Source organism: Polaribacter aquimarinus (assembly GCF_003129485.1).
Classification (GTDB): Bacteria; Bacteroidota; Bacteroidia; order Flavobacteriales; family Flavobacteriaceae; genus Polaribacter; species Polaribacter aquimarinus.
This window is the reverse complement of the sequence record NZ_QFFG01000003.1, coordinates 157,246-180,397: the sequence shown is the minus strand read 5'-3', so window position 1 is coordinate 180,397 and position 23,152 is coordinate 157,246. Positions and strand designations below refer to the sequence as shown.

The window sequence follows — 23,152 nt, the reverse complement described above, 5'->3', positions numbered from 1 at the left end:
AGGCTATTCTTTAAGGAGTAATTTCTTTTGATATTTTCCTTGTACAATATCAATAATCACTAAAATAGCAATCACAAAATAAAATGTTGTTTTACTCATGGGTACAATTTCTTCTCCAAAAAGTTTTATGTGTGCTAAATGACCACCTTCAGTAATTAACATTATACCTACTATAAAAAGGATGAATAAACCTAATACTTCATACATTCTGTTTTTGGCTAGGAAAGTAGATATCCTATCTGCTAAAAACAACATTAACAAACCGCTAATAATTATTGCAATAGCCATTACAATAAAGGCAGTTGTAGCATTTTCGATTTCACTAGTTAAACCTATTGCAGCTAAAATTGAATCAAAAGAGAATACTAAATTCATTAGTACAATACTTACAATAACAGCATTAGAAGACTTTGATCGTTTAGAATTTCCTTCAATGTCATATTCTAAGTCTTTAGTTCCAATCATATGCCAAATTTCTTTAATGGCTGTGTAAATGATAAAACCGCCACCTAATAAAACGATAATACTGTGACCATTAAAAGCAAATTTTACAACATCATCTATTCCGCCAGTTAAAAATGAAAAAGGATCTTGAAAGTAATCAATAATTGAAACTAAAAGAAATAGTAAAACAATTCTTAAAACAATAGCAATTAAAATTCCCATTTTTCGAACCCTCTTTTGATCCTTTAGAGGTGCTTTTTTTGATTCTAATGAAATGTAAAGTAAGTTGTCAAAACCTAAAACGGCTTGTAAAAGGATTAACATTATTAAAGTAAAAATTACTTCTAACATAGATTTTTTTATTTAAAAATTATTGATTAAAGAAAGTTCAAATATATTAAAGTAATTGTTTTTATTTAGAACAAATATTTGAACAAAATACGAATACTTACAAAAGCAATTAAAACAGCTGTTGCTTTTTTCAGCTGAATTGGAGTAAATGATTTATTGCTCAACCTACTACCAATTTGCCCACCAATAAAAACAGTAAATAATAATATTGAAGTTAAATTCCAGTCGATTTTAAAATCTGGGTTAGAATATTGTCCCATTAGTCCGGCAAAAGAATTCACTAAAATAAAAAAACTAGCAGTTGCTGCTATTTTTTTAGGCGAACCCCAATTAGTTAAATGCAAAAGAGGTGCTAAAAAAATACCTCCTCCAATTCCAACCATTCCAGAAATAAAACCAATTATGCCTCCAAAACTTGCATTTTTAATAGGTTTTGATTTGTTGATTTTTTCATTTGAAACAATTATTTTTTTTGATAACCACATGGTAATTGCAGCAAATAAAAGCGTAACTCCTAATAAAATAAAGAAAAAATGTTGACTAATTTTTAAGTACCCACCTACATAAGCGAACGGGATACTGAAAGCAACCAAGGGGATTATTTTTTTCCAATCCAAATTCTTTTGATGGTAGAATAGTAGTACATTCCCAGAAACCACAACAATATTACAAAGTAAAGCAGTAGCTCTAATTTGTGTAAAAACAATACCTGTTAAAGCTAAAATTGCCAAATAACTAGAACCTCCACCAAAACCTACAGAAGAATATAATATTGCTACGGTAAAGAATAATAGTATAATATGCCAATGATAAATTATTGCATCAAAAACAATTTGAAAATTCATAAAGCAAATATAATTTTCTATTTTTAGAAACTCTAATAAAACAACGAAACTAAATAATGAGTAACTACCACATAAAACACTTAGAAGAATACTACCAAGTTTATAGAAAATCAATACGTGAACCCGAAAATTTTTGGGAAGAAGTTGCGGAGGAGCATTTTTTATGGCGCAAAAAATGGGATACAGTTTTAGAATGGGATTTTACTAAACCCGAAATCAAATGGTTTCAAGGAGCTCAATTAAACATTACCGAAAACTGTATTGATAGACATTTAGCAACTAGAGCTAATAAAACAGCCATTCTCTTTGAACCAAATAATCCAAATGAAGCAGCAGAACATATAACTTATCAGCAATTATCAGAAAGGGTAAACCAGTTTGCAAACGTATTGAAAGCCAACAATGTTGGCAAAGGAGACAGAGTTTGTATTTATGTACCGATGATTCCTGAATTGGCAATTGCAACCTTAGCTTGTGCAAGAATTGGCGCAATTCATTCTGTAGTTTTTGCAGGATTTTCATCTACAGCATTAGCTACAAGAATAAATGATTCAGATTGTAAAATGGTCATTACTTCTGATGGTTCTTATAGAGGAGCAAAAACAATCGATTTAAAAGGAATTGTAGATGATGCTTTGGAAAGTTGTGAATGTGTGGAAACTGTTTTGGTTGCTAAAAGAATCAATTCAGACATCAATATGAAAGAAGGTCGTGATAAATGGTTACAACCTTTGTTAGATAAAGCATCAAAAGTTTGTGAAGCAGAAACAATGGATGCTGAAGACCAGCTATTCATTTTATACACTTCTGGTTCTACAGGAATGCCAAAAGGAATGGTGCATACCACAGCTGGTTATATGGTATATACAGCCTATACGTTTAAAAACGCGTTTCAATATAGAGAAAACGATGTGTATTGGTGTACAGCAGATATTGGTTGGATTACAGGGCATTCTTACATTGTGTATGGTCCGTTAGCAAATGGAGCAACAACAGTTATGTTCGAAGGCGTACCCAGTTATCCAGATTTTGGACGTTTTTGGGAAATTGTAGAGAAGCATAAAATCAATCAATTTTACACAGCGCCAACAGCAATTAGAGCTTTGGCAAAACACGGAACAGAATTAGTAGATAAATACGATTTATCTTCTTTAAAAGTTTTAGGTTCTGTTGGAGAACCTATCAATGAAGAAGCATGGCATTGGTATAATGACAATGTTGGGAAAAAGAAAAGTCCCATTATAGATACGTGGTGGCAAACAGAAACAGGAGGAATGATGATTACACCAATTCCTTATGTAACACCAACAAAACCAACTTATGCAACACTACCTTTTATTGGAATTCAACCTTGTTTGATGGATGAAAATGGACAAGAATTGAAAGGAAATCAAGTAGAAGGTAGGTTGTGTGTTAAGTATCCTTGGCCAAGTATTGCTAGAACCATTTGGGGAAATCATCAGCGTTATAAAGAAACCTATTTTTCTGCATTCGAAAATAAATATTTTACAGGTGATGGAGCGCTCAGAGATGAGGTTGGTTATTACAGAATTACAGGTAGAGTAGATGATGTGATTATTGTTTCTGGCCACAATTTAGGAACAGCACCAATAGAAGATGCTATTAATGAGCATCCAGCTGTAGCAGAATCTGCAATTGTAGGTTTTCCTCACGATATTAAAGGAAGTGCATTGTATGGTTATGTAATTTTAAAAGATACAGGAGAAAGTAGAAATCACGATAATTTACGAAAAGAAATCAATCAAATTATTACAGAACATATTGGCCCGATTGCAAAATTGGATAAAATTCAGTTTTCTGAAGGATTACCAAAAACGCGTTCAGGAAAAATTATGCGACGTATTTTGCGTAAAATTGCATCCAATGAAATGGACAATTTAGGTGATGTTTCTACGTTGTTAAATCCAGAAGTAGTACAAAGTATTATTGATAATCGATTGTAAGAAAACCATTATAATTCGACTTTAATAGAAACCCAAATCAAATGAAAAAAATAATCGTTTTAGTATTAGTCTTACTAGCAGTTTCGTGTAAAAAAGAAACTAAAAATCAAGTCAATGAAGTAAAGGTTGGAACTGCTAAAAATGAAAATTTCCCAGAAGAATTAGGTAAAGTTTTTACAAAGCATGGAGGAATTGATAATTGGAGAAAAATGAAAATTCTTTCTTTTAATAAAGGAGAAGAAGTACATACTGTAGATTTGCATTCAAGAAAAACTGTTATTAATCACCCAGAGTATTCTCTAGGGTTTGATGGAACAGAAGTTTGGTTAGATGAAGAAAAAGAGGGGAACTATAAAGGAAATTCAATGTTTTATTACAATTTGTATTTCTACTTTTATGCAATGCCTTTTGTTTTAGCAGATGAAGGAATTATCTATGAAAAAGTGGACGATTTAACTTTTGAAGGAGTAAATTATCCAGGTTATAAAATATCTTATAAGGCTAATGTAGGGACTTCTCCAGACGATAATTATGTTGTCTATTACAATCCCAAAACATATCAAATGGAATGGTTAGCGTATACAGTTACTTTTAAATCTAAAAAGCCTTCAGATAACTTAAGATGGATAAAATATCACGAATGGGAAAATGTAAATGGATTGGTTTTGCCAAAGAAAATTACTTGGTATAACAAAAACGATAATGGATTAACATCAAGTCCAAAAGGAAAGGCTTTAGAATTTACGCTGCCACTATTGAGTCAAGGAAAATTAGCAGATTCTTTTTTTGCGAAACCAGCTAAATAATTTTACGAATAAAATTAGTTTAAGTATGATATAATCTTATCACAAACCATACAATAATATTCATGAAACCTTGGAAGCAAAACGTTTTCGAGGTTTTTTGTTGATTTTAAAACGGATAAATCAAAGAGTTTGATATCATCAACTTCTTCTTTTTGAATAGTTAATGTTGAAATCGGAACTTTTAATTCAGCTATAAAAACGTGATGAAATTCATTATCTTGAATTCCGTTTTCGTGTTTTACTTGATGAATTCTGGTGCCTATTTTAATCAAATTTTTTTCATCAAGTTTTAAACCAATTTCTTCAAAAACTTCTCTTTTTGCAGATGTTAAAATTTCTTCTCCAGCACCAATATGACCTGCCACAGAAATGTCCCATAAACCAGGAAATACTTTTTTTGTTAATGCTCTTTTTTGAAGTAGTATTTTTTTATCAGCAGTAAACAACCAAATATGTACAGTTGCATGAAACCAACCGTTCTTATGTGCTTCAGATTTTAGTGCAGTTTTGCCTGTTGGTTTTCCATCAGGAGTTAAAATGTCGATGAGTTCATCCATAAAATTAAAGAAAAACCCCGCATAAAGCGGGATTAAGTTTTTTTATTCAAAGTATGAAAAAGTTTCTCCGTCTTTAATGTTTAATAAGGTTTCGTATATCATTTTAATGACATTTTCTACATCTTCTCTGTGCACCATTTCTACGGTTGTATGCATATATCTTAAAGGTAAAGAAATTAATGCAGAAGCCACACCACCATTACTATATGCAAAAGCATCTGTATCTGTTCCTGTTGCTCTAGATAATGCTGAACGTTGAAAAGGAATCTTTTTCGCTTCTGCAGTTTCTGTAATTAAATCTCGTAATTTTTGTTGTACAGCAGGCGCATAAGCCACAACTGGACCTTTTCCAATTTCTAAGTGACCTTCTTTTTTCTTGTCAATCATTGGAGTAGTAGTGTCGTGTGTTACATCCGTAACAATAGCTACATTTGGTTTGATAGTTTGTGTAATCATTTCTGCTCCACGCAAACCAATTTCTTCTTGAACAGCGTTGGTAATGTATAAACCAAAAGGCAATTCTTTTTTGTTTTCTTTTAATAAACGAGCAACTTCAGCAATCATAAAACCACCCATTCTGTTGTCTAAGGCTCTACAAACAAATTTGTCTTCGTTTAAAATGTGAAATTCATCAGGATATGTAATGACACAGCCTACATGCACACCCAATTTTTCAACTTCTTCTTTGGTAGAGCATCCACAATCAATAAAAATATTTTCTGGTTTTGGAGCTTCTTCTTTTGCTCTATTTCTTGTATGAATTGCGGGCCATCCAAAAACACCTTTTACTATTCCATTTTTGGTGTGAATGTTAACCACCTTACTTGGTGCAATTTGATGGTCTGAACCTCCGTTTCTAATCACGTAGATTAATCCATTATCAGAAATATAATTTACATACCAAGAAATTTCATCTGCATGCCCCTCAATAACAACTTTATATTTTGCGTCAGGATTAATAACCCCAACAGCAGTTCCATACGTGTCTGTGATAAAGGTGTCTACATAAGGTTTTAAGTAGTCCATCCAAATTTTTTGCCCTTCCCATTCGTAACCTGTTGGTGCAGCATTGTTTAAATATTTTTCTAAAAAAGTAAGTGAATTTTTGTTTAAAATTGATTTTTCTGCCATAATATCATTTCAGTTTTGTGTAAAAATAAAACGTTTTTTTAGCATTTCAATTAAAATAATCACAAAAATGTGTAACAAAAGTTCTTACTTTTACACTTATCACAAAAGTTAAATATTTTAAAACCAAGAATATGAAGTTAGTAATTGAAAACTTGACAAAGACTTATAAAAATGGAGTAAAAGCAATTGACAATTTAAGTATTGAAATTGGTACCGGAATGTTTGGTTTGTTAGGTCCTAATGGAGCTGGAAAATCATCGTTAATGAGAACAATCGCAACTTTACAAAGTCCTGATTCAGGTTTAATTACTTTTGGTGATATTAATGTTTTAGAGGATAAAATGTCGTTAAGAAAAGTATTAGGTTATTTACCTCAATCTTTTGGTGTGTATCCTAAAATGTCAGCAGAAGATTTGTTAGATTATTTTGCAACTTTAAAAGGAATATCAAATAAATCAGAAAGAAATGCCATTGTAAAAGAGGTTTTAGAAATTACAAATTTATATGATGTAAGACGTAAATATGTTGCGGGTTATTCTGGAGGAATGAAACAACGTTTTGGAATTGCACAGTTACTTTTAAATAATCCTAAATTAATTATTGTTGATGAACCAACAGCGGGTTTAGACCCTGCAGAAAGGCATCGTTTTTTAAATGTTTTACGTGAAGTTGGTACCAATTGTACCGTGATTTTTTCTACACATATTGTAGAGGACGTAAAGGAATTGTGTAATGAAATGGCAATTTTAAATGGAGGAAGAATTTTAAAACACATTACACCCCAAGAAGCTACAAAAGAAATTGAAGGTACTATTTGGACAAAAGTAATTTCTAGAGATGAGTTAGAAGTACAAGAGAAAATGTATACTATTTTGTCTTCCAACTACAATCAAGACAATACGTTGAACATTAGAGTTCATTCAGAAGAAAAACCATCCAAAGAATTTGTACAAGCAACACCTCAGTTAGATGATGTATACTTTATTGCTTTAAAACAAGATGAACCGGCTTTAGTATAAAAGTTAAAAGTTTACTTGTTAAAAAGCTTTACAAACTAAATATCAAAAATTTAATCATCTAACAATATTAAAATATGTTTTCAACGATTTTCAAACAAGAATTAAAATATTGGTTTAATAAACCTGCTTTTTATATTTACCTTTCTATATTTTTACTATTATCATTTGGAATTTCTTCAGCTTCTGCTGGTATTTGGGATAATAGTACTGGTACAGTAGGTTCATCAAGAATTGTTAATTCTCCTTTGGGAGTTTATGGTTTAATGAATCTTTTAACTGTTTTTATTTTCTTTTTATTTCCATCTATTGTAGGTGTATCAATTTACAGAGATTTTAAGAGTGAAATGCATACCATTTTGTATTCTTACCCGTTTACAAAAACCAATTATTTATTTGCTAAGTTTTTTAGTGCGATAGTAGTGGTTTCTCTTATTGTTTTATCAATAGCTTTAGGAATGATAGTAGGTTTTCGTTTTCCTGGTACGAATCCAGATATTGTGGGTTCATTCAACATTATTACTTATTTACAAACTTATTTACTCTTTATTTTACCTAATGTTTTACTGTTTGGAGCTATCGTTTTTGCTGTAGTGACTTTCACTAGAAATATTGCAGCTGGTTTTATTGCCGTGATTATTTTAATGTTTGTTCAAGGTGTTATAGAAAGTGTTTTGTCTAAACCAGAACAGGCGGGTTTATTAGCAGTTTTAGACCCTTTTGGTGCTGCTGCATCCAATTATTATACAAAATATTGGACAATGTCTGAGCAGAACGAATTACAAATTCCGATTAAAGAAATGATTTTCTATAATCGATTACTTTGGTTAACAATTAGTTCTATTATTTTTGGATTAGTTTACAAATTTTTTGCATTTAGCCAGAATGCAATTTCAATTTCTTTTAGAAAGAATAAAGCAGAAAGAGTTACGAAATCTAATTTTAGCGGAATTACAAGAATATCATTACCAAAAGTTTCTTATAATTTTTCTTTATTTCAAAACTTAAAAACCACTTGGAAATTATCCAATATCGATTTTAAATATATTTTTAAAAGCTGGCCATTTATTTCTATAGTTTTAGTGGGGCTACTTTTATTATTAGTTGCTTTATTTAATAGAGGTGAACTCTTTGGAACAAAAACACTACCAGTAACTTGGCAAATGTTAGGAGGTGGTAGAGTTTTTGGAAGACTAGCGATTAATGTTTGTACCTTCTTATATGCGGGTATGTTGGTGCATAGAGCAGGAATTTCTAGAATAAATCATTTGGTAGATTCAACTCCAATTCCAAACTGGACACTATTATTATCCAAAGTAATTGCTTTGGTAAAAATGCAATTGGTGTTATTAAGTGTAATTATGGTGTCTGGAATACTTTTTCAAGTTTATAAAGGATATTATAATTTTGAAATTGGACATTATATCACTGAATTGTTCTTTCTTGATTTGCTAAATTTATTTGTATGGGCTTTACTTTCTATTTTTTTACAGACGCTATTAAGAAATCCATATTTAGGTTTATTCATTTTGTTAGTTATTGCAATTGGAACTCCATTCTTAACTTTAGCCGGAATAGAACAAGATATATTAAAATTTAATGAAGGTCCAAGATATAGTTATTCTGATATGAATGGTTACGGAGTTCTGTTACCATATTTATCTTATAAAATGTATTGGATATTATGCGGTTTGGCATTATTAGTAGTGTCATTTTTGTTTTGGGTAAGAGGAATACCAAATTCATTTGCAGAAAGAATTGCTATTGCCAAATCAAGATTTAAAGGATTTGCAGCAGTAAGTTTTGTTGTTTTTTCTCTTGCTTTTTTAGGATTAGGATTTTCAATTTACCAAGAAACTGGAACAAAAAATAAGAGAACTTCCTCTAAAGAACAAGAGTTACAAAGGGTAAAATGGGAAAAAACTTATAAAAAGTACGAAAGCTATGCACAACCAAGAATTATTGCGGTTAAAACCGATGTAAATATTTTTCCAAAAGAAAGAATGTATGATGCTACTGCTAAATATACAATGGTAAATAAAACAAATAAAGTTATTGATAGTATCTTTTTAAATCATAATTCATTAAAAAGTACTTTTGAGTTTAATAAACCGAATACTTTAGTTTTACAAGACACTATTCAGCATTTTGATATTTATCATTTTGAAAAACCAATTTTACCCGGAGATACTTTAGAATTGGCTATTTCTGTAAAGAGTAAGAAAAATTCAAGCTATAGAAGACGTTCTCCTATTAGAGAAAACGGAACATTTATCAATAATTTTCAAATGTTTCCGTCTTTAGGATATTCTTCGCAAGGAGAATTAACCGACAACAAAACACGTAAAAAATACGATTTACCCCCAAATGATTTGCGTCCTCATCCATCAGATTCTACAGCTTTAGGAGATACTTATATTTCAAAAGATGCTGATTGGATTGATTTTGAAGCAACTGTATCAACATCAAAAGATCAAATAGCAATAGCTCCAGGGTATTTACAAAAAGAATGGTCAGAGAATAATAGAAAGTATTTCCATTATAAAATGGATAGTAAAATTTTAAATTTTTACGCTTTTAATTCAGCAAGATACGAGGTTAAAAAAGAAATGTGGAATGGCATAAGTTTAGAAATTTATTATCATAAAGGTCACCAATACAATTTGGATAGAATGATGAAGGGAATGAAAGCTTCTCTAGATTATAATGCAAAGAACTTTAGTCCTTACCAACACAAACAAGCAAGAATAATAGAGTTTCCAAGAACAGCAGGCAGTTTTGCGCAATCATTTCCAAACACAATCCCTTTTTCGGAAGGCGTTGGTTTTATTGCAGACGTAGATGAAAGTAATAATGATGGAGTAGATTATCCTTTTGCAATAACAGTTCACGAAGTTGCACATCAATGGTGGGCGCATCAAGTAATTGGGGCAGATGTTTTAGGTGCTACAATGTTGTCTGAAAGCTTATCTGAATATGTAGCATTAAAAGTTTTGGAGCATCAACACGGAAAAGAAAAAATGAGGAAATTTTTAAAAGATGCTTTAGATGGTTATTTACTACAAAGAACTCTAGAAACGAAAAGGGAAAAACCACTGATGTATAATGATGGTCAAGGTTATATTCGTTATCAAAAAGGCTCATTGGTTTTTTATGCATTGAGTGATTATATAGGTGAAGAAAAACTAAATGGCGCGCTAAAACGATATGTTGATAAAGTGAAGTTTCAAGAACCACCCTACACAACTTCTTTAGAAATGGTAGATTACATTAGAGAAGTAACTCCAGATTCTTTAAATTATGTAATTAAAGATATGTTTGAGACGATTACTTTATATAAAAATAGAGTTTTGGACACAGAAATTACGGAATTAGATAATGGTAGGTTTCAAGTAGATATTGAGTTTGAAGTAGTAAAATATAGAAATGATGAAAAAGGAAAACGTTTTTATGGCGATCAAGTCGGAGATACACTAACTTATAAAACTGATAAGATGAAGAAACCCATTTTATCAGTCTCATTAGCAGATTATATAGATATTGGTATCTTTACTCAAGAAGAGGTTAATGGAGAAAAGAAAGAAAAAGAATTATATTTAAAAAAGCATAAAATTACTCAGATCAATAATAAAATAACGATTATCGTTGATGAAAAACCAACGGAAGTAGGAGTAGACCCATACAATAAGTTAATAGATACTAAATCTGATGATAATAGAAGAAAACTATAATTTATGATTAAGAAAACAAAGATATTATCAGCGTCAATATTATTTTTGCTAATAATAGTTTTACATATAACAGGGCTTTTGGTTGATAACACTTTGGCATTTTTTACCAAACCTTTTATTACAATTTCGTTGGTTGTATTGTATTTAATATCAGTAAAAAAAGCAAATTTCTGGTATGTTTCTGCGTTGTTTTTCTCTTTTTGGGGTGATACTTTTTTACTTTTTAAACAAGATTTTTTTCTGTTTGGTCTGGTTTCTTTTTTAATGGCTCATATTTTATACATCAAAATTTCTGCTAATTATTTAAAAATGATATCACCAAGTAAAATTTTGGGTGCATCTATTCCGTTTATTATAGCTTTTGGGAGTATCATTTATTTAATAAAAGATGGTTTAACAGAAATGCTAATTCCAGTGATTATCTACGGAATCATTATTTCTACTTTTGGGACAATTGCTTTGATAAACTATTCTCAAGAAAAATCTACTGAGAATTTATGGCTACTTTTAGGAGCAATAATTTTTATTATTTCCGATAGTTTACTGGCTATTAATATGTTTTATGAAGCCAAATCTATATATGGAGTTAGTATTATGATAACGTATATAGTTGCACAATATCTTATTTGTAAAGTTATGATTGTAAAAGACTCTAATTAAGAATTTACAATTTTTGTAAATTTATGTTTGCCTAAATTAGCCAAAATTGAAGCTGAAATAATACCCATTAAATCTGCAATTAAATCAACAAAATCAAATGTACGAGTAGAAAGGTACTTTTGACTAAATTCTTCTAGTATCACAAAAACAATTACAAAAAATGCTCCATAATAAACCTGAAGTTTTCCAAATTTAAAATAACGAAATTTTAAGACAATAATACTTAGAAAAGTTAAAGTTCCAAATAATACAAAGTGTCCTAATTTATCACCAAGAGGGAAAGATTTCACAAAATCAAAAAATATACTTCTCATTCCTGAATTAGCTAAATAGATAATCCAAAGAATAAAAAAGAAAAAAAATATACCCAATACGGAAAATAATCTTTGCATAATAACTTAACTGAAAAGAAAAAGCAGTTACAAAATGTAACTGCTTTTTCTTTGTTCTAAATAAATAGATATTACTTTTTTATTTTTAATCAATTATCAGTTAGTTTAGGGGACTCCAATAATTAGGGGGATGATTCAAAAATAAATTTATTTCATATTTTATTATTTAGGGGATATAAATATGTAATTATTTGTTTAATTACTTGGCTAAAGTAATAAAAAAGATTTTAATAATTAATATTTTTTTTAAGAAAAAAATATTTTTTTTTCAGCATTGAAATATATTTATAAATACATAGAATTTGTTGGGAAAAATCTAATTTAGGATTGTTAAACCTAATGTTTAGTAGAAAATATTTAATGTTAAAAAATCTATTCTTTATTATAAAGTGGTAGGCTTTTTCTTTGGTAAAGTAATATAATTAACCCGCATATAAACGTAAAAATTGCAGCAAAAAAAAGTAAACCACCGTCATTATTATGCTGAATTCCAATTTTAGTGATATGAACTAATATTGCTCCACCCATTAACACAAGTGTAAATAAAGCACCTATCCATACTTTTTTGGGAATAAATAATAAAATTGAAGCAATAAGTTCTAAAATTCCTGTTGCAATTCTTAATATTTTCTCATTATCTCCAGCTAGTTTTGTAAAAAGATCAACACTTTCTTGAGCTCCTGTAAATTTATAAAATAAGGTTTGCAACATTATAATAGCTGCTAATAATTTTAGTACAAAAATAATTTTAGTATTCATTTTTAGTTGATTTTAAAATTTAGACGCTTAATACATTATCTACTTACAAAATCATATTTTTGTTTAAAATCATTTTTAATGAAAAAAAAAATATTGGTAGTCTTTTTGGTATTTATCTTCTTTAGTTGTTCAAATTCAAAGAAAATTAGACTTACTTTTTTAGATGAGTATACGATTAAAGATTCTATTCAATTTCAGAGCTCAATACTTGGAGGTTTTTCGGGTATTGATTTTTCTAAGGATAATTATTATTTAATTATAGATGATGTTAATAAACCTCGGTTGGTAACTTCGAAAATTACGATTAAAAGTGATACAATCTCATCAATAATCTTTCAAAACGTTATTTTTTTAAATGATTCGATAACTCCCTTTTATGAGAAAAAGCATCTCGATTTGGAATCTATTTTTATTGATGTTGATAAAAATGAAATTAATTTTGTGAGTGAAGGTTCTATTTATAAGCGTAAAAAACCTTTAGTATTTGTTACAGATTTTAGTGGCCATTTTAAATATGAGTATAGTTTACCCCGATCTCATAAAAATTTAAATAATATTAAACATAATGCAGTTTTTGAAGCCTCATCAAAAAGTGTCCAGAAAAATGGATTTTGGGTAGCAATGGAAGGGGTTTTAAAATCGGATGGAGAAGAGCCATCTTTTCATAAAACAACATCACCCATAAGAATTACTTTTTTTGATAAGCAGAGCAAAAAAGCAACCCACCAATTTGCATACCACTTAGAACCTATAAGTAAACCTGCAAAAGGAAATATTAATTTAAACGGAGTGACTGCGATTCTAGAACATAAAGAAAATCATTTTTTTATTATAGAAAGAACTTACCAAAGTGGTTATGGTGCTTATGGAAATATAGTAAGAATTTTTGAAGCCAATATAAATGAAGAAACTACCAATGTTTTAGAAATAGATTCTTTGAGAAACTTCGAATATAAACCGTTAAAAAAGAGGTTGTTATTTGATTTTAAAAATGTTAAAAATCGCCTTAAAGATGGAATAATCGATAACATCGAAGGCATTACTTTTGGGCCAAAACTATCAAATGGAAAATCATCTTTAATTTTGGTGTCTGACGATAATTTTCAGATTTATGGAAAACAATTAAATCAATTTATCTTATTAGAAATTGATGAGAATTAATTGCTATTTTTACAACATTAAGAAAAGATATTAATGAATTTCTCTAAATTAAAAGAATCTACTTTAAGGAAAAAAACCAACAAACTTACTTTGCGTTTAGACGAGAGTAGAATGATTTCTCAAAAAGAAATTCAATCTGTAGGCATTGTAACTTTGGATCAAATTTCATCAAAAATTGATATTCAATCTCAAGTTGAATCTGTTTTAGGACTTAGAAACACAAAAATGTATAGTTTTAAAAAGTTTAATAAATTAGATCAAGCTTCTTATAAGCATTTTACAGAAAAAGATGTCAACTGGAAAGGGCATTTTACACAACAAAATTTTGTGAGTTTTTTAGAGCAACCATTTGATTTACTCATAGGCTATTTTAATGAGAAAAATTTGTATTTAGAATTAGCTGTTTTTCATTCTAAAGCAACTTTTAAAGTGGGTTTTTCTAATGTTAATTCAAATTTATATGACATTGAATTTGTAGAGCAAATAGAACATATTGAAGCTTACATTTTAGAGCTTAAAAAGTATCTTCAAATCTTAAAAAAGCTAAAAAATTAAACTTTAAGTATAAAGTTGTTTATTCTTGGTAAGAATTTATCATTTCTAAACAAAATCCATCTTAAAATTGTAATTTTACACCCTTAAAACATATTAATAATGCAAAAATTTATTGGAACTGGAGTTGCGTTAGTTACACCTTTTAAAGAAGACTTAAGTGTAGATTTTGATGCTCTTGCTAAATTGGTGAATTATAACATCGAAAACGGAACAGATTATTTAGTTATTAATGGTACTACTGGTGAGAGTGCAACGATTACTAAAGAAGAAAAGCAAGAAATAATAGATGTTATTATTAAAACAAATAACAAACGTTTGCCCTTGGTTTTAGGTGTAGGAGGTAACAATACAGCATTAGTTGTCGATGAGTTAAAGTCTAGAGATTTTTCTGGAATTGATGGTATTTTATCTGTAGCGCCTTATTACAGTAAGCCAACTCAAGAAGGATTTTATCAGCATTATAAAGCAATTGCAGAAGCTACAGATTTGTCAATTATTCTGTATAATGTACCTGGAAGAACGGCAAAAAATATGGAGCCATCAACGGTTTTACGTTTGGCAAATGATTTTGCAAACATAGTTGGTGTAAAAGAAGCAGGTAACAATCAGCAACAGTATCATACGTTAATTAAAGATAAACCTTCAGATTTTTTGATTATTTCAGGAGATGATGATTTAGCATTAGGCGTTACACTAGCAGGTGGGGCTGGGGTAATTTCGGTTATAGGGCAAGCATTTCCTAAGCAATTTTCGACAATGATTCATCATGGCTTACAAGGAAATAATAAAGAAGGATATGCAATTCATTATAAAATGATGGATGTTATCGATTATATTTTTGAAGAAAATAATCCTGCAGGAATAAAAACAGTTTTACAAGAATTAGAAATTTGTAGTAACGAAGTGCGTTTGCCATTAGTAAAAGCAAGTACAGATCTTAGCTTAAAAATAGAAAAATTTGTAACAGAATTTCAATAGATTTTTTTTAAAGTTTCTTTTTTTAAGATATAACATTAACAAATTTTTAGTATCATCTTATCTATTTTATTGTGTTTTTTATAGATTATTGCACAATACAATTTACTGTGTAAAAAAACGTTTTATTAATCCACAATTAATCACTAATTTTGCCCGATGCAAAAAATTAAAAATTTAGCGTATTTATTTCTGTTTGTATTGTTGCTTTCCTCATGTGGAGAGTACCATAAAGTGCTAAATAAAGGTACCACAGAAGAGCAATATAAAATGGCTGTAAAAATGTACGAAACAAAGAAGTTTGCAAAAGCTCTGCGTTTGTTCGAAAAAATTACACCTGCTTACAGAGGTAAACCTCAAATGGAACGAATTTCTTTTATGATAGCGCAATCTAATTTTAATGAAAAAAGTTATAGTCTTTCTGGCTACTATTTTGATCGTTTTTCTAAAAGTTATCCTAAAAGTTCTAAAAAAGAAGAAGCAGCATTTCTTTCTGCATACAGTTATAAATTAGCTGCTCCAGTTTTTAGTAAAGATCCTACAGATACAAATAAAGCCCTAGAAGCTTTTCAAACGTTTATAAATACGTATCCTAATTCAGATAAAATAGAAGAAGCTAATAAGCATTATCAAGAATTAAGATATAAATTACAGAAAAAATATTTCGAAATAGCCAAAACATATTATAGAACTGCTGATTATGATTTAAGGAATTATAAAGCTGCTATTCAGGCTTTTGATAATTTGTTATCAGATTATTTAGGTTCTGAATTTAAGGAAGAAGCATTATTTTACAGGTTAAAAGCTGCTCACGATTTTGTTATAAAAAGTACTACAAGAAGAAAACCAGAACGTGCAGATGACGCTGTAGAGGCTTATGATAAATTAAAAAGAAATTTTCCCGATTCAAAATACATGGAAGAAGCTAATAAAATGTTAGCTACAATGAAGGCTCAAAAAAAGGAAGCTGAAGATATTATTGCAAAGCAAATTGAATACCAAAACTCATTAAAGAAATAATTATTTATTATGGATTATAAAGATACAAATGCTGCATTAAGTACTGTTACTTATGATAAAAACCAAATAGAAGCGCCAACAGAAAATATTTACGAGGCTATTTCTATTATTGCTAAAAGAGCAGAACAAATTAATGGTGATTTAAAGAAAGAACTAGTTGATAAATTAGATGAGTTTGCAACTTATAACGATAGTTTAGAAGAAGTATTTGAAAATAAAGAACAAATAGAAGTTTCTAAATTTTACGAAAGATTGCCAAAACCAACAGCTATTGCAGTTGAAGAATGGCTAAATGATAAAGTATATTATAGAACTCCAGAAACAGAATAATGTCTGTTTTAAGCGGTAAAAAAATCCTTTTAGGTATTACTGCAGGAATTGCTGCATACAAAACGGCTTCTTTAGTCCGTTTGTTTATAAAATTAGGCGCAGAAGTCAAGGTTGTTATGACTCCTGCGTCAAAAGATTTTATAACACCACTTACACTTTCTACACTTTCTAAAAACCCTGTACATTCTACTTTTTATGACAAAGAAGAGGAAGAAAATGAATTGTGGAATAATCATGTTGATTTAGGTCTTTGGGCAGATTATATGCTTATTGCACCAGCAACCGCAAATACATTATCTAAAATGGCAAATGGGACTTGCAATAACTTATTATTAGCCACCTATTTATCTGCAAAATGTCCTGTGTATTTTGCTCCTGCAATGGATTTAGATATGTATATTCATCCATCAACAAAACAAAGTTTAGATAAATTACAATCTTTTGGCAATATTATGATTCCTGCTACTTCTGGTGAGCTTGCAAGTGGTTTAGTAGGTGAAGGTAGAATGGCTGAACCTCAAGACATTGTCTTATTCATAGAAAATGATATCTTATCTAAATTACCTTTAAAAGGTAAAAAAGTACTATTAACTGCGGGACCAACTTACGAAGCTATTGATCCTGTAAGGTTTGTAGGTAATCACTCTTCGGGTAAAATGGGATTTGCAATTGCAAAAGCTGCTGCAAATTTAGGCGCCGAAGTACTTTTAATTTCTGGTCCAAGTCATCAACAAATACAACATTCTTTAGTAAAAAGGATAGATGTAATTTCTGCAGAAGAAATGTATGAAGTTGCACATCAACATTATAATCAAGTTGATATTGCAATTCTTTCTGCTGCTGTCGCAGACTATAAACCAAAAAATGTTGCAACTCAGAAAATAAAAAAGAAAGATACAGCGTTAGAGATTGAGTTATCACCAACAAAAGATATTTTAGCATCTTTAGGTAAAATTAAAAAGAATCAGTTTTTAATGGGTTTTGCATTAGAAACCAATAATGAGATAGTAAATGCTAAAAGTAAGTTAGAAAGAAAGAATTTAGATGCTATCGTTTTAAATTCTTTGCAAGATAAAGGTGCTGGTTTTGCAACAGACACAAATAAAATTACTATTATTGATAAAGATTTAAATGAAAAATCGTTTGAATTAAAATCTAAGGTAGAAGTTGCTAAAGATATTATGAATGAAATTGTAAACATGATAAATGCGTAAACTTATTTTTTTATTCGTTTTTGTACTTTCTTTTGTCAATGTAAAAGGACAAGAGTTAAATTGCTTGGTAAATGTAAATTTTAATCAAGTTCAGGGTTCTAATACTCAGGTTTTTAAAACCTTACAGACTTCTTTAACGGAGTTTATTAATCAAACTAAATGGACAAATAGAGAGGTAAAACCAGAAGAGCGTATCAATTGTGCAATGAATATTATAGTTACTTCTAGAAATGACAATACTTTTGAAGCTACTTTGCAAATACAATCTACAAGACCTGTTTTTGGAACTACTTATGAGACACCTGTTTTAAATTTAAAAGACAACGATTTTAATTTTAAATACAATGAGTTTGATCCATTGTTTTACAACAAAAACTCTTTCGATAGCAATTTAATTTCTACAATCGTTTTTTATGCTTATGTTATTTTAGGTGTTGATGCAGACACTTTTAAATTAAAAGGAGGTGAGTCTTATTTAAAAGAAGCACAAAATGTGATGTTACAGGCACAACAAAGCGGCCTTTCTTCTTGGCAAAATGTAGTTGGAAAACAAAATCGTTTTTTATTGATAGATAATTTGTTATCATCAAAATTAGCAGCTTACAGAACAGCAATGTACAATTACCATAGAAAAGGACTGGATGAGTTTTCTACTAACAAAAACAGAGCAAAACAAGCTGTTGAAGATGCTGTAATTTCTATGGAAAGTTTATATAATAAAACGGTAAGTAATTACCTAATCCGTTTGTTTTTTGATGCAAAAGCGGACGAAATTGTAAACACTTACTCAGATGGTCCTACTACTAGAAATAAAAATAAGCTAGTACAAACTGTTCGTAAAATATCTCCCGTTAACAATTCTAAGTGGAAAGAGATTAAATAGTTTTAACCTCAAAACTTTTTTATTCTTTATTATAAATTCACTAATTTTATTCCTTAAAAATTAGTCAATTTGCTAAAACAACTCTCTATAAATAACTACGCTTTAATCAATGAGTTAACTATTGATTTTTCGGATGGTTTATCAATAATTACTGGAGAAACGGGTGCAGGGAAATCCATATTGTTAGGTGCTTTAGGCTTGGTTTTAGGTAATAGAGCAGATTTATCATCACTAAAAGACACATCTAAAAAGTGTATTGTTGAAGCAAAAGTTGCGATTGCTAACTACAATTTAGAACCTTTTTTTGAAGAAGTAGATTTAGATTATGAAACAGAAACTATTATCAGAAGAGAAATTCTACCTTCAGGAAAATCGAGAGCTTTTGTAAACGATACTCCGGTTACTTTATCTGTTTTAAATGAGTTAAGATTAAAATTAATAGATGTGCACTCGCAACATCAAACCATGCAATTGTCTGATGCTAATTTTCAGTTTTCAATTTTAGATGCTTTAGCAAAGAATACAGTAAGAATAGATTCTTATAAAAGAGGTTATAATCAACTTAATACATTAAAAAAAGAATTAACAGTTTTAGAAACGCAACAGCGAGAAGCAAACCAACAATACGATTATAATTTACACTTGTTTAAAGAATTAGAAGAAGCAAAAATTCAAGTTGATGAACAAGCTGAATTAGAATTAACATTAGAAAAACTGAATAATATTGAAGATATTAAACTCAATTTATCAGAAGCCTTAGAAGTCTCAATCAATGAAGAAATCGGAATTCAGAATTTAATATATACCCTAGAAAATAGATTGTCTAAAATTGCTCCATTTTCTAAAGAGTATCAAGAAATTTCAGAAAGAATTACATCTGTAAAAATTGAAGTTGATGATATTATTGCTGAATTAGAAAATGCTAATGAGAATGTCGATTTCAATCCGAATGAAGCAGAAGAAATTAATGATAGATTACAATTACTATATAACCTTCAGAAAAAACATTATGTAAGTTCTAATCAAGAATTATTGAGTGTTTTTAATGATTTATCAGACAAAGTAACTCAAGTAGAATCTGCAGATGAAGTTATTCAGCAAAAGCAAGAAGAAATTCGTCAAGTTTCTGAAAAGTTAGATAAAGTGGCGAGTTTAATTTCTAAAGCAAGAATAAATTCAATTCCAAAATTAACTAAAGAATTGCAAATGCTGTTAGCAGATTTAGGAATGGAAAATGCCCGTTTTTCCATCGAAATAAAACCCTCAAAATCTTATTTTTTAAACGGAAAAGACGAATTAGAATTTTTGTTTTCAGCAAATAAAGGAGGAAGTTTTGGGGAACTAAAAAAAGTAGCTTCTGGAGGTGAATTATCAAGAATAATGCTTTCAGTAAAAAAAGTATTATCTGCAAATACTCAATTGCCAACCATTATTTTCGATGAGATAGACACTGGAGTTTCTGGTGAAGTTTCCAATAAAATAGCAGCTATTATGCAACAAATGAGCGCAAATATGCAAGTCATTGCAATTACACATTTACCGCAAATTGCGGCAAAAGGTAACAGCCATTACAAAGTGTTTAAAGAAGAAGTTAGCGGTATAACCACCACCAATTTAAAACAACTTTCTACTGATGAGAGAATTGTAGAAATAGCTGAGATGCTAAGCGGTAAAAATATTTCTGATTCAGCAATAACTCATGCAAAAGAATTATTAAATTAGTAAAAATGACAGACGAAAGCAAAGCGGAAGATTTATTTTTTGAAGCAGATAACCTAATAGATGATAACAAAATTAAAGAAGCAAAAGAAGTACTATTAGATTTATTAAATGAATACCCAGATTATGGTAGAGCTCACAATCATTTAGGGTGGTTGTATTCAGTTAAATTTAACAACCATACTAAAGCAAAAGAGCATCTGGAATTAGCTTTAAAGTTTTCTCCAGATTATCAAGGTGTGTATGCAAATTATGCCTATTTATTATTAGAAATGAATAAATATGATGAATTGATAAATTTTGGGAAAAAATATGCTGATAAAGGAGTTGCTGATGCTGGAACTATTTATAATAAAATGGCACAAGCTTTTGAATTGAAAGGTGAGTATTTAGAAGCGCATAAGTATTATAAACTAGCAGTTAAGGGAGCAATTAATAATCAGTTTATGGAAGAGCTATATGCATCCATAAATCGCTTAAAAAGCAAAATGAACATATTTCAAAAACTCTCATTAATCAACAAAATTTAATCGAGTACTTAATATCTAACAGCTAAAAAACAATAACAATATTATGTATAACTTACTAAAAGGAAAAAAAGGAATTATTTTTGGAGCGTTAAACGAACACTCAATTGCTTGGAAAGTAGCGGAAAAAGCACACGAACAAGGAGCAGAATTTGTCTTAACAAATGCACCAATAGCCATGAGAATGGGAGAGTTAGATGCTTTAGCTGCAAAAACAGGCTCACAAATTATCCCTGCAGATGCAACTTCTGTAGAAGATTTAGAAAACTTGGTAGAAAAATCGATGGAGATTTTAGGTGGTAAAATCGATTTTGTTCTACATTCAATTGGTATGTCTGTTAATGTAAGAAAGGGAAAACATTATACAGATCCAAAGTACGATTTCACCACAAAAGGTTGGGATGTTTCTGCGGTTTCTTTCCACAAAACCATGAATGTTTTGTACAACAAAAAAGCCATGAACGAGTGGGGAAGTATTGTTGCCTTAACCTATATGGCTGCGCAAAGAGTATTTCCAGATTATAACGATATGGCAGATAATAAAGCTTATCTAGAGTCAATTGCACGTAGTTTCGGGTACTTTTTCGGTCGCGATCACAAAGTACGTGTCAACACCATTTCACAATCGCCAACACCAACAACTGCTGGTAGTGGTGTAAAAGGTTTTGATGGTTTTATTGCCTATGCAGAAAAAATGAGTCCGCTTGGAAACGCAACTGCAGCAGATTGTGCAGATTACACCATTTCGCTGTTTTCAGATTTGACCAAAAAAGTAACCTTGCAAAACTTATTCCATGATGGAGGTTTCTCTAATATGGGGGTTAGTGATGCTGTAATGGAAAAATTTGAGTAGAAAATGTCATTTTAAGAGTATTCGAAAGGTTTGAAGCTATTTCGCGCTTTCGCTACTCGCTTTTTTGTTAACACAAAAAGAGCTCAAACATACCGCTCAATCACGGCTAAACCTGTTTGTTAACTTTTAGAAATATACAATGCAAATCTCTATTGGTTTGCATTTTTTTTGATTCCTTTTTGTAAATTGCTCTGTAATTAAAAATAATGAATAATTCAGAAATTAAAATCAATAAAGCTATTGATGATTTATCAACAAAATTGAAAGATTTAGATTTAGAAAATCTATCAATTTCTGATTACAACAAAAGATATCTAAAAGATTATATAGATAAGCTCTCTTTTTTTATGCCTTTGTATAAAACACTTTTAGAAAAAGTGATACGTAATTTACAGAAACCTGTTTCAGAAAGTTGTTTTGTAGATTATGGAGGAGGTTGTGGAGTTCTCACTTATTTAGCCGTAGAATTGGGTTTTAAAAAAGTTATTTATAACGATATTTACGAAGTTTCTACAAAAGATGTAAAAGTAATTTCTTCAGCTATCAACTTAAAAGTAGATTATTTTATAACAGGAGATATTTCTGACTTTATAAGTTATATTACTAAAAATAATATCAAAGTAGATCATATGTGTTCTTTTGATGTTTTAGAACATATTTACGATTTAGAGGGGTGGTTCTTAGAGATTAAAAAATTACCAAAACCTTTTTCACTTTGTTTTATGACGAGTGCAAATTCTAGTAATCCTAATATTAATAGAAAACTTAAAAAAATACATTATAAAGCAGAATATGTAGGTTCAAAAAAGAAAAAAGGTTGGAAAGAAAGGGATTCTAACTTGCCTTTTTTAGAAATTAGAAAAAGGCTATTGGCCAAAGAGTTTTCTAATTTAGACGAGAAAAAAATAACAATTTTAGCAAAAACAACTAGAGGTTTGTATGGTAAAGATATTATCAATTATGCTAAAAAGCAGTTGGAAGAAAACCATTTTAAAGAATATACAAAGCACCCAACAAATACTTGCGATCCGTTAACAGGTAATTGGGCAGAACATATTATAGATATCAAAAACTTAAAAAATAGAATCGAAAATAAACAAACCACTGTAAGATTTACCAATAATTTTTATAGTGAATCCAGTAATAAAATTTTAAATTTCCCTAAAAAAGTCATTAACTTTTTAATGAAAATTTTAGGAGAACAAAATTTGTTTTTATCTCCATCTTATACTTTAGAAATTCAATATAAAGAAAGCTAA

Annotated in this window: 22 protein-coding genes; 16 read left to right on the top strand and 6 right to left on the bottom strand. The window is 29.7% G+C overall.

Features of this window, described 5'->3' with window-relative positions:
* Positions 1-3: 3 nt before the first annotated feature.
* Complete coding sequence (locus DIS07_RS07980; protein WP_109404720.1) at positions 4-795, bottom strand: TerC family protein; 792 nt, start codon at positions 793-795, stop codon at positions 4-6.
* A gap of 65 nt (positions 796-860) precedes the next feature.
* A complete protein-coding gene (locus DIS07_RS07975; protein ID WP_109404719.1) occupies positions 861-1,640 on the bottom strand; it encodes a sulfite exporter TauE/SafE family protein in 780 nt (259 codons plus the stop codon).
* A 56-nt stretch (positions 1,641-1,696) separates the two neighbouring features.
* Between DIS07_RS07975 and acs the strand changes: the two genes are divergently transcribed.
* Both acs and DIS07_RS07965 read left to right on the top strand, forming a co-directional pair.
* A complete protein-coding gene (acs, locus tag DIS07_RS07970) occupies positions 1,697-3,604 on the top strand; it encodes an acetate--CoA ligase (protein ID WP_109404718.1) in 1,908 nt (635 codons plus the stop codon).
* A gap of 41 nt (positions 3,605-3,645) precedes the next feature.
* Complete coding sequence (locus DIS07_RS07965; protein ID WP_109404717.1) at positions 3,646-4,410, top strand: DUF6503 family protein; 765 nt, start codon at positions 3,646-3,648, stop codon at positions 4,408-4,410.
* Between the two features lie 14 nt (positions 4,411-4,424).
* Here the strand turns inward: DIS07_RS07965 and DIS07_RS07960 are convergent, their stop codons facing one another.
* Together DIS07_RS07960 and DIS07_RS07955 are read right to left on the bottom strand one after the other, a co-directional pair.
* Positions 4,425-4,967: an NUDIX hydrolase gene (locus DIS07_RS07960; RefSeq protein ID WP_109404716.1), complete on the bottom strand. Its 543-nt coding sequence runs from the start codon at positions 4,965-4,967 to the stop codon at positions 4,425-4,427.
* 42 nt (positions 4,968-5,009) lie between these two features.
* Positions 5,010-6,098: a M42 family metallopeptidase gene (locus DIS07_RS07955; RefSeq protein ID WP_109404715.1), complete on the bottom strand. Its 1,089-nt coding sequence runs from the start codon at positions 6,096-6,098 to the stop codon at positions 5,010-5,012.
* A 131-nt stretch (positions 6,099-6,229) separates the two neighbouring features.
* On the opposite strand from DIS07_RS07955, the gene DIS07_RS07950 reads away from it, so the two are divergent.
* From DIS07_RS07950 to DIS07_RS07940, 3 genes are all read left to right on the top strand, one after another.
* Positions 6,230-7,117 (top strand): ABC transporter ATP-binding protein, encoded by an 888-nt coding sequence (locus DIS07_RS07950; protein WP_109404714.1) that lies wholly within the window; start codon positions 6,230-6,232, stop codon positions 7,115-7,117.
* Between the two features lie 74 nt (positions 7,118-7,191).
* The gene (locus DIS07_RS07945) at positions 7,192-10,845 is read left to right on the top strand and encodes an ABC transporter permease/M1 family aminopeptidase (protein WP_109404713.1); all 3,654 of its coding nucleotides are present in this window, start codon (positions 7,192-7,194) and stop codon (positions 10,843-10,845) included.
* Positions 10,846-10,848: 3 nt separating this feature from the next.
* Complete coding sequence (locus DIS07_RS07940) at positions 10,849-11,505, top strand: lysoplasmalogenase (RefSeq protein WP_109404712.1); 657 nt, start codon at positions 10,849-10,851, stop codon at positions 11,503-11,505.
* Here DIS07_RS07940 and DIS07_RS07935 read toward each other — a convergent pair.
* Together DIS07_RS07935 and DIS07_RS07930 are read right to left on the bottom strand one after the other, a co-directional pair.
* Positions 11,502-11,819: a VanZ family protein gene (locus tag DIS07_RS07935; RefSeq protein WP_219930525.1), complete on the bottom strand. Its 318-nt coding sequence runs from the start codon at positions 11,817-11,819 to the stop codon at positions 11,502-11,504. The two genes, DIS07_RS07940 and DIS07_RS07935, sit on opposite strands and share 4 nt — an antisense overlap.
* A 450-nt stretch (positions 11,820-12,269) precedes the next feature.
* The gene (locus DIS07_RS07930; protein ID WP_109404710.1) at positions 12,270-12,656 is read right to left on the bottom strand and encodes a DoxX family membrane protein; all 387 of its coding nucleotides are present in this window, start codon (positions 12,654-12,656) and stop codon (positions 12,270-12,272) included.
* Positions 12,657-12,734: 78 nt separating this feature from the next.
* Here DIS07_RS07930 and DIS07_RS07925 point away from each other — a divergent pair, with 78 nt between their 5' ends.
* The 11 genes from DIS07_RS07925 to DIS07_RS07875 all read left to right on the top strand — a co-directional run bounded on the left by DIS07_RS07925 (position 12,735) and on the right by DIS07_RS07875 (position 23,152).
* Positions 12,735-13,817, top strand: coding sequence for an esterase-like activity of phytase family protein (locus DIS07_RS07925; RefSeq protein WP_109404709.1), 1,083 nt, complete (start codon positions 12,735-12,737; stop codon positions 13,815-13,817).
* A gap of 33 nt (positions 13,818-13,850) precedes the next feature.
* Entirely contained in the window at positions 13,851-14,372 is a 522-nt protein-coding gene (locus DIS07_RS07920; RefSeq protein WP_109404708.1) for a DUF6913 domain-containing protein, read from the top strand.
* Between the two features lie 99 nt (positions 14,373-14,471).
* A complete protein-coding gene (dapA, locus tag DIS07_RS07915; RefSeq protein ID WP_109404707.1) occupies positions 14,472-15,350 on the top strand; it encodes a 4-hydroxy-tetrahydrodipicolinate synthase in 879 nt (292 codons plus the stop codon).
* 156 nt (positions 15,351-15,506) lie between these two features.
* Positions 15,507-16,367, top strand: a complete 861-nt coding sequence (locus DIS07_RS07910; protein ID WP_109404706.1) for an outer membrane protein assembly factor BamD — start codon at positions 15,507-15,509, stop codon at positions 16,365-16,367.
* 9 nt (positions 16,368-16,376) lie between these two features.
* Positions 16,377-16,697: a DNA-directed RNA polymerase subunit omega gene (locus tag DIS07_RS07905; protein ID WP_109404705.1), complete on the top strand. Its 321-nt coding sequence runs from the start codon at positions 16,377-16,379 to the stop codon at positions 16,695-16,697.
* Positions 16,697-17,911, top strand: a complete 1,215-nt coding sequence (gene coaBC, locus DIS07_RS07900; protein ID WP_109404704.1) for a bifunctional phosphopantothenoylcysteine decarboxylase/phosphopantothenate--cysteine ligase CoaBC — start codon at positions 16,697-16,699, stop codon at positions 17,909-17,911. Before DIS07_RS07905 ends, coaBC begins: the two co-directional genes overlap by 1 nt.
* Positions 17,904-18,794 carry a type IX secretion system protein PorD gene (gene porD / locus DIS07_RS07895; RefSeq protein WP_109404703.1) on the top strand — a complete coding sequence of 297 codons (891 nt, stop codon included), beginning with the start codon at positions 17,904-17,906 and terminating at the stop codon, positions 18,792-18,794. Before coaBC ends, porD begins: the two co-directional genes overlap by 8 nt.
* 69 nt (positions 18,795-18,863) lie before the next feature.
* Complete coding sequence (gene recN, locus DIS07_RS07890) at positions 18,864-20,516, top strand: DNA repair protein RecN (protein WP_109404702.1); 1,653 nt, start codon at positions 18,864-18,866, stop codon at positions 20,514-20,516.
* A 5-nt stretch (positions 20,517-20,521) separates the two neighbouring features.
* Complete coding sequence (locus tag DIS07_RS07885) at positions 20,522-21,043, top strand: hypothetical protein (RefSeq protein WP_109404701.1); 522 nt, start codon at positions 20,522-20,524, stop codon at positions 21,041-21,043.
* Between the two features lie 43 nt (positions 21,044-21,086).
* Positions 21,087-21,893, top strand: a complete 807-nt coding sequence (locus DIS07_RS07880) for an enoyl-ACP reductase FabI (protein ID WP_109404700.1) — start codon at positions 21,087-21,089, stop codon at positions 21,891-21,893.
* Between the two features lie 206 nt (positions 21,894-22,099).
* Complete coding sequence (locus DIS07_RS07875; protein ID WP_109404699.1) at positions 22,100-23,152, top strand: methyltransferase domain-containing protein; 1,053 nt, start codon at positions 22,100-22,102, stop codon at positions 23,150-23,152.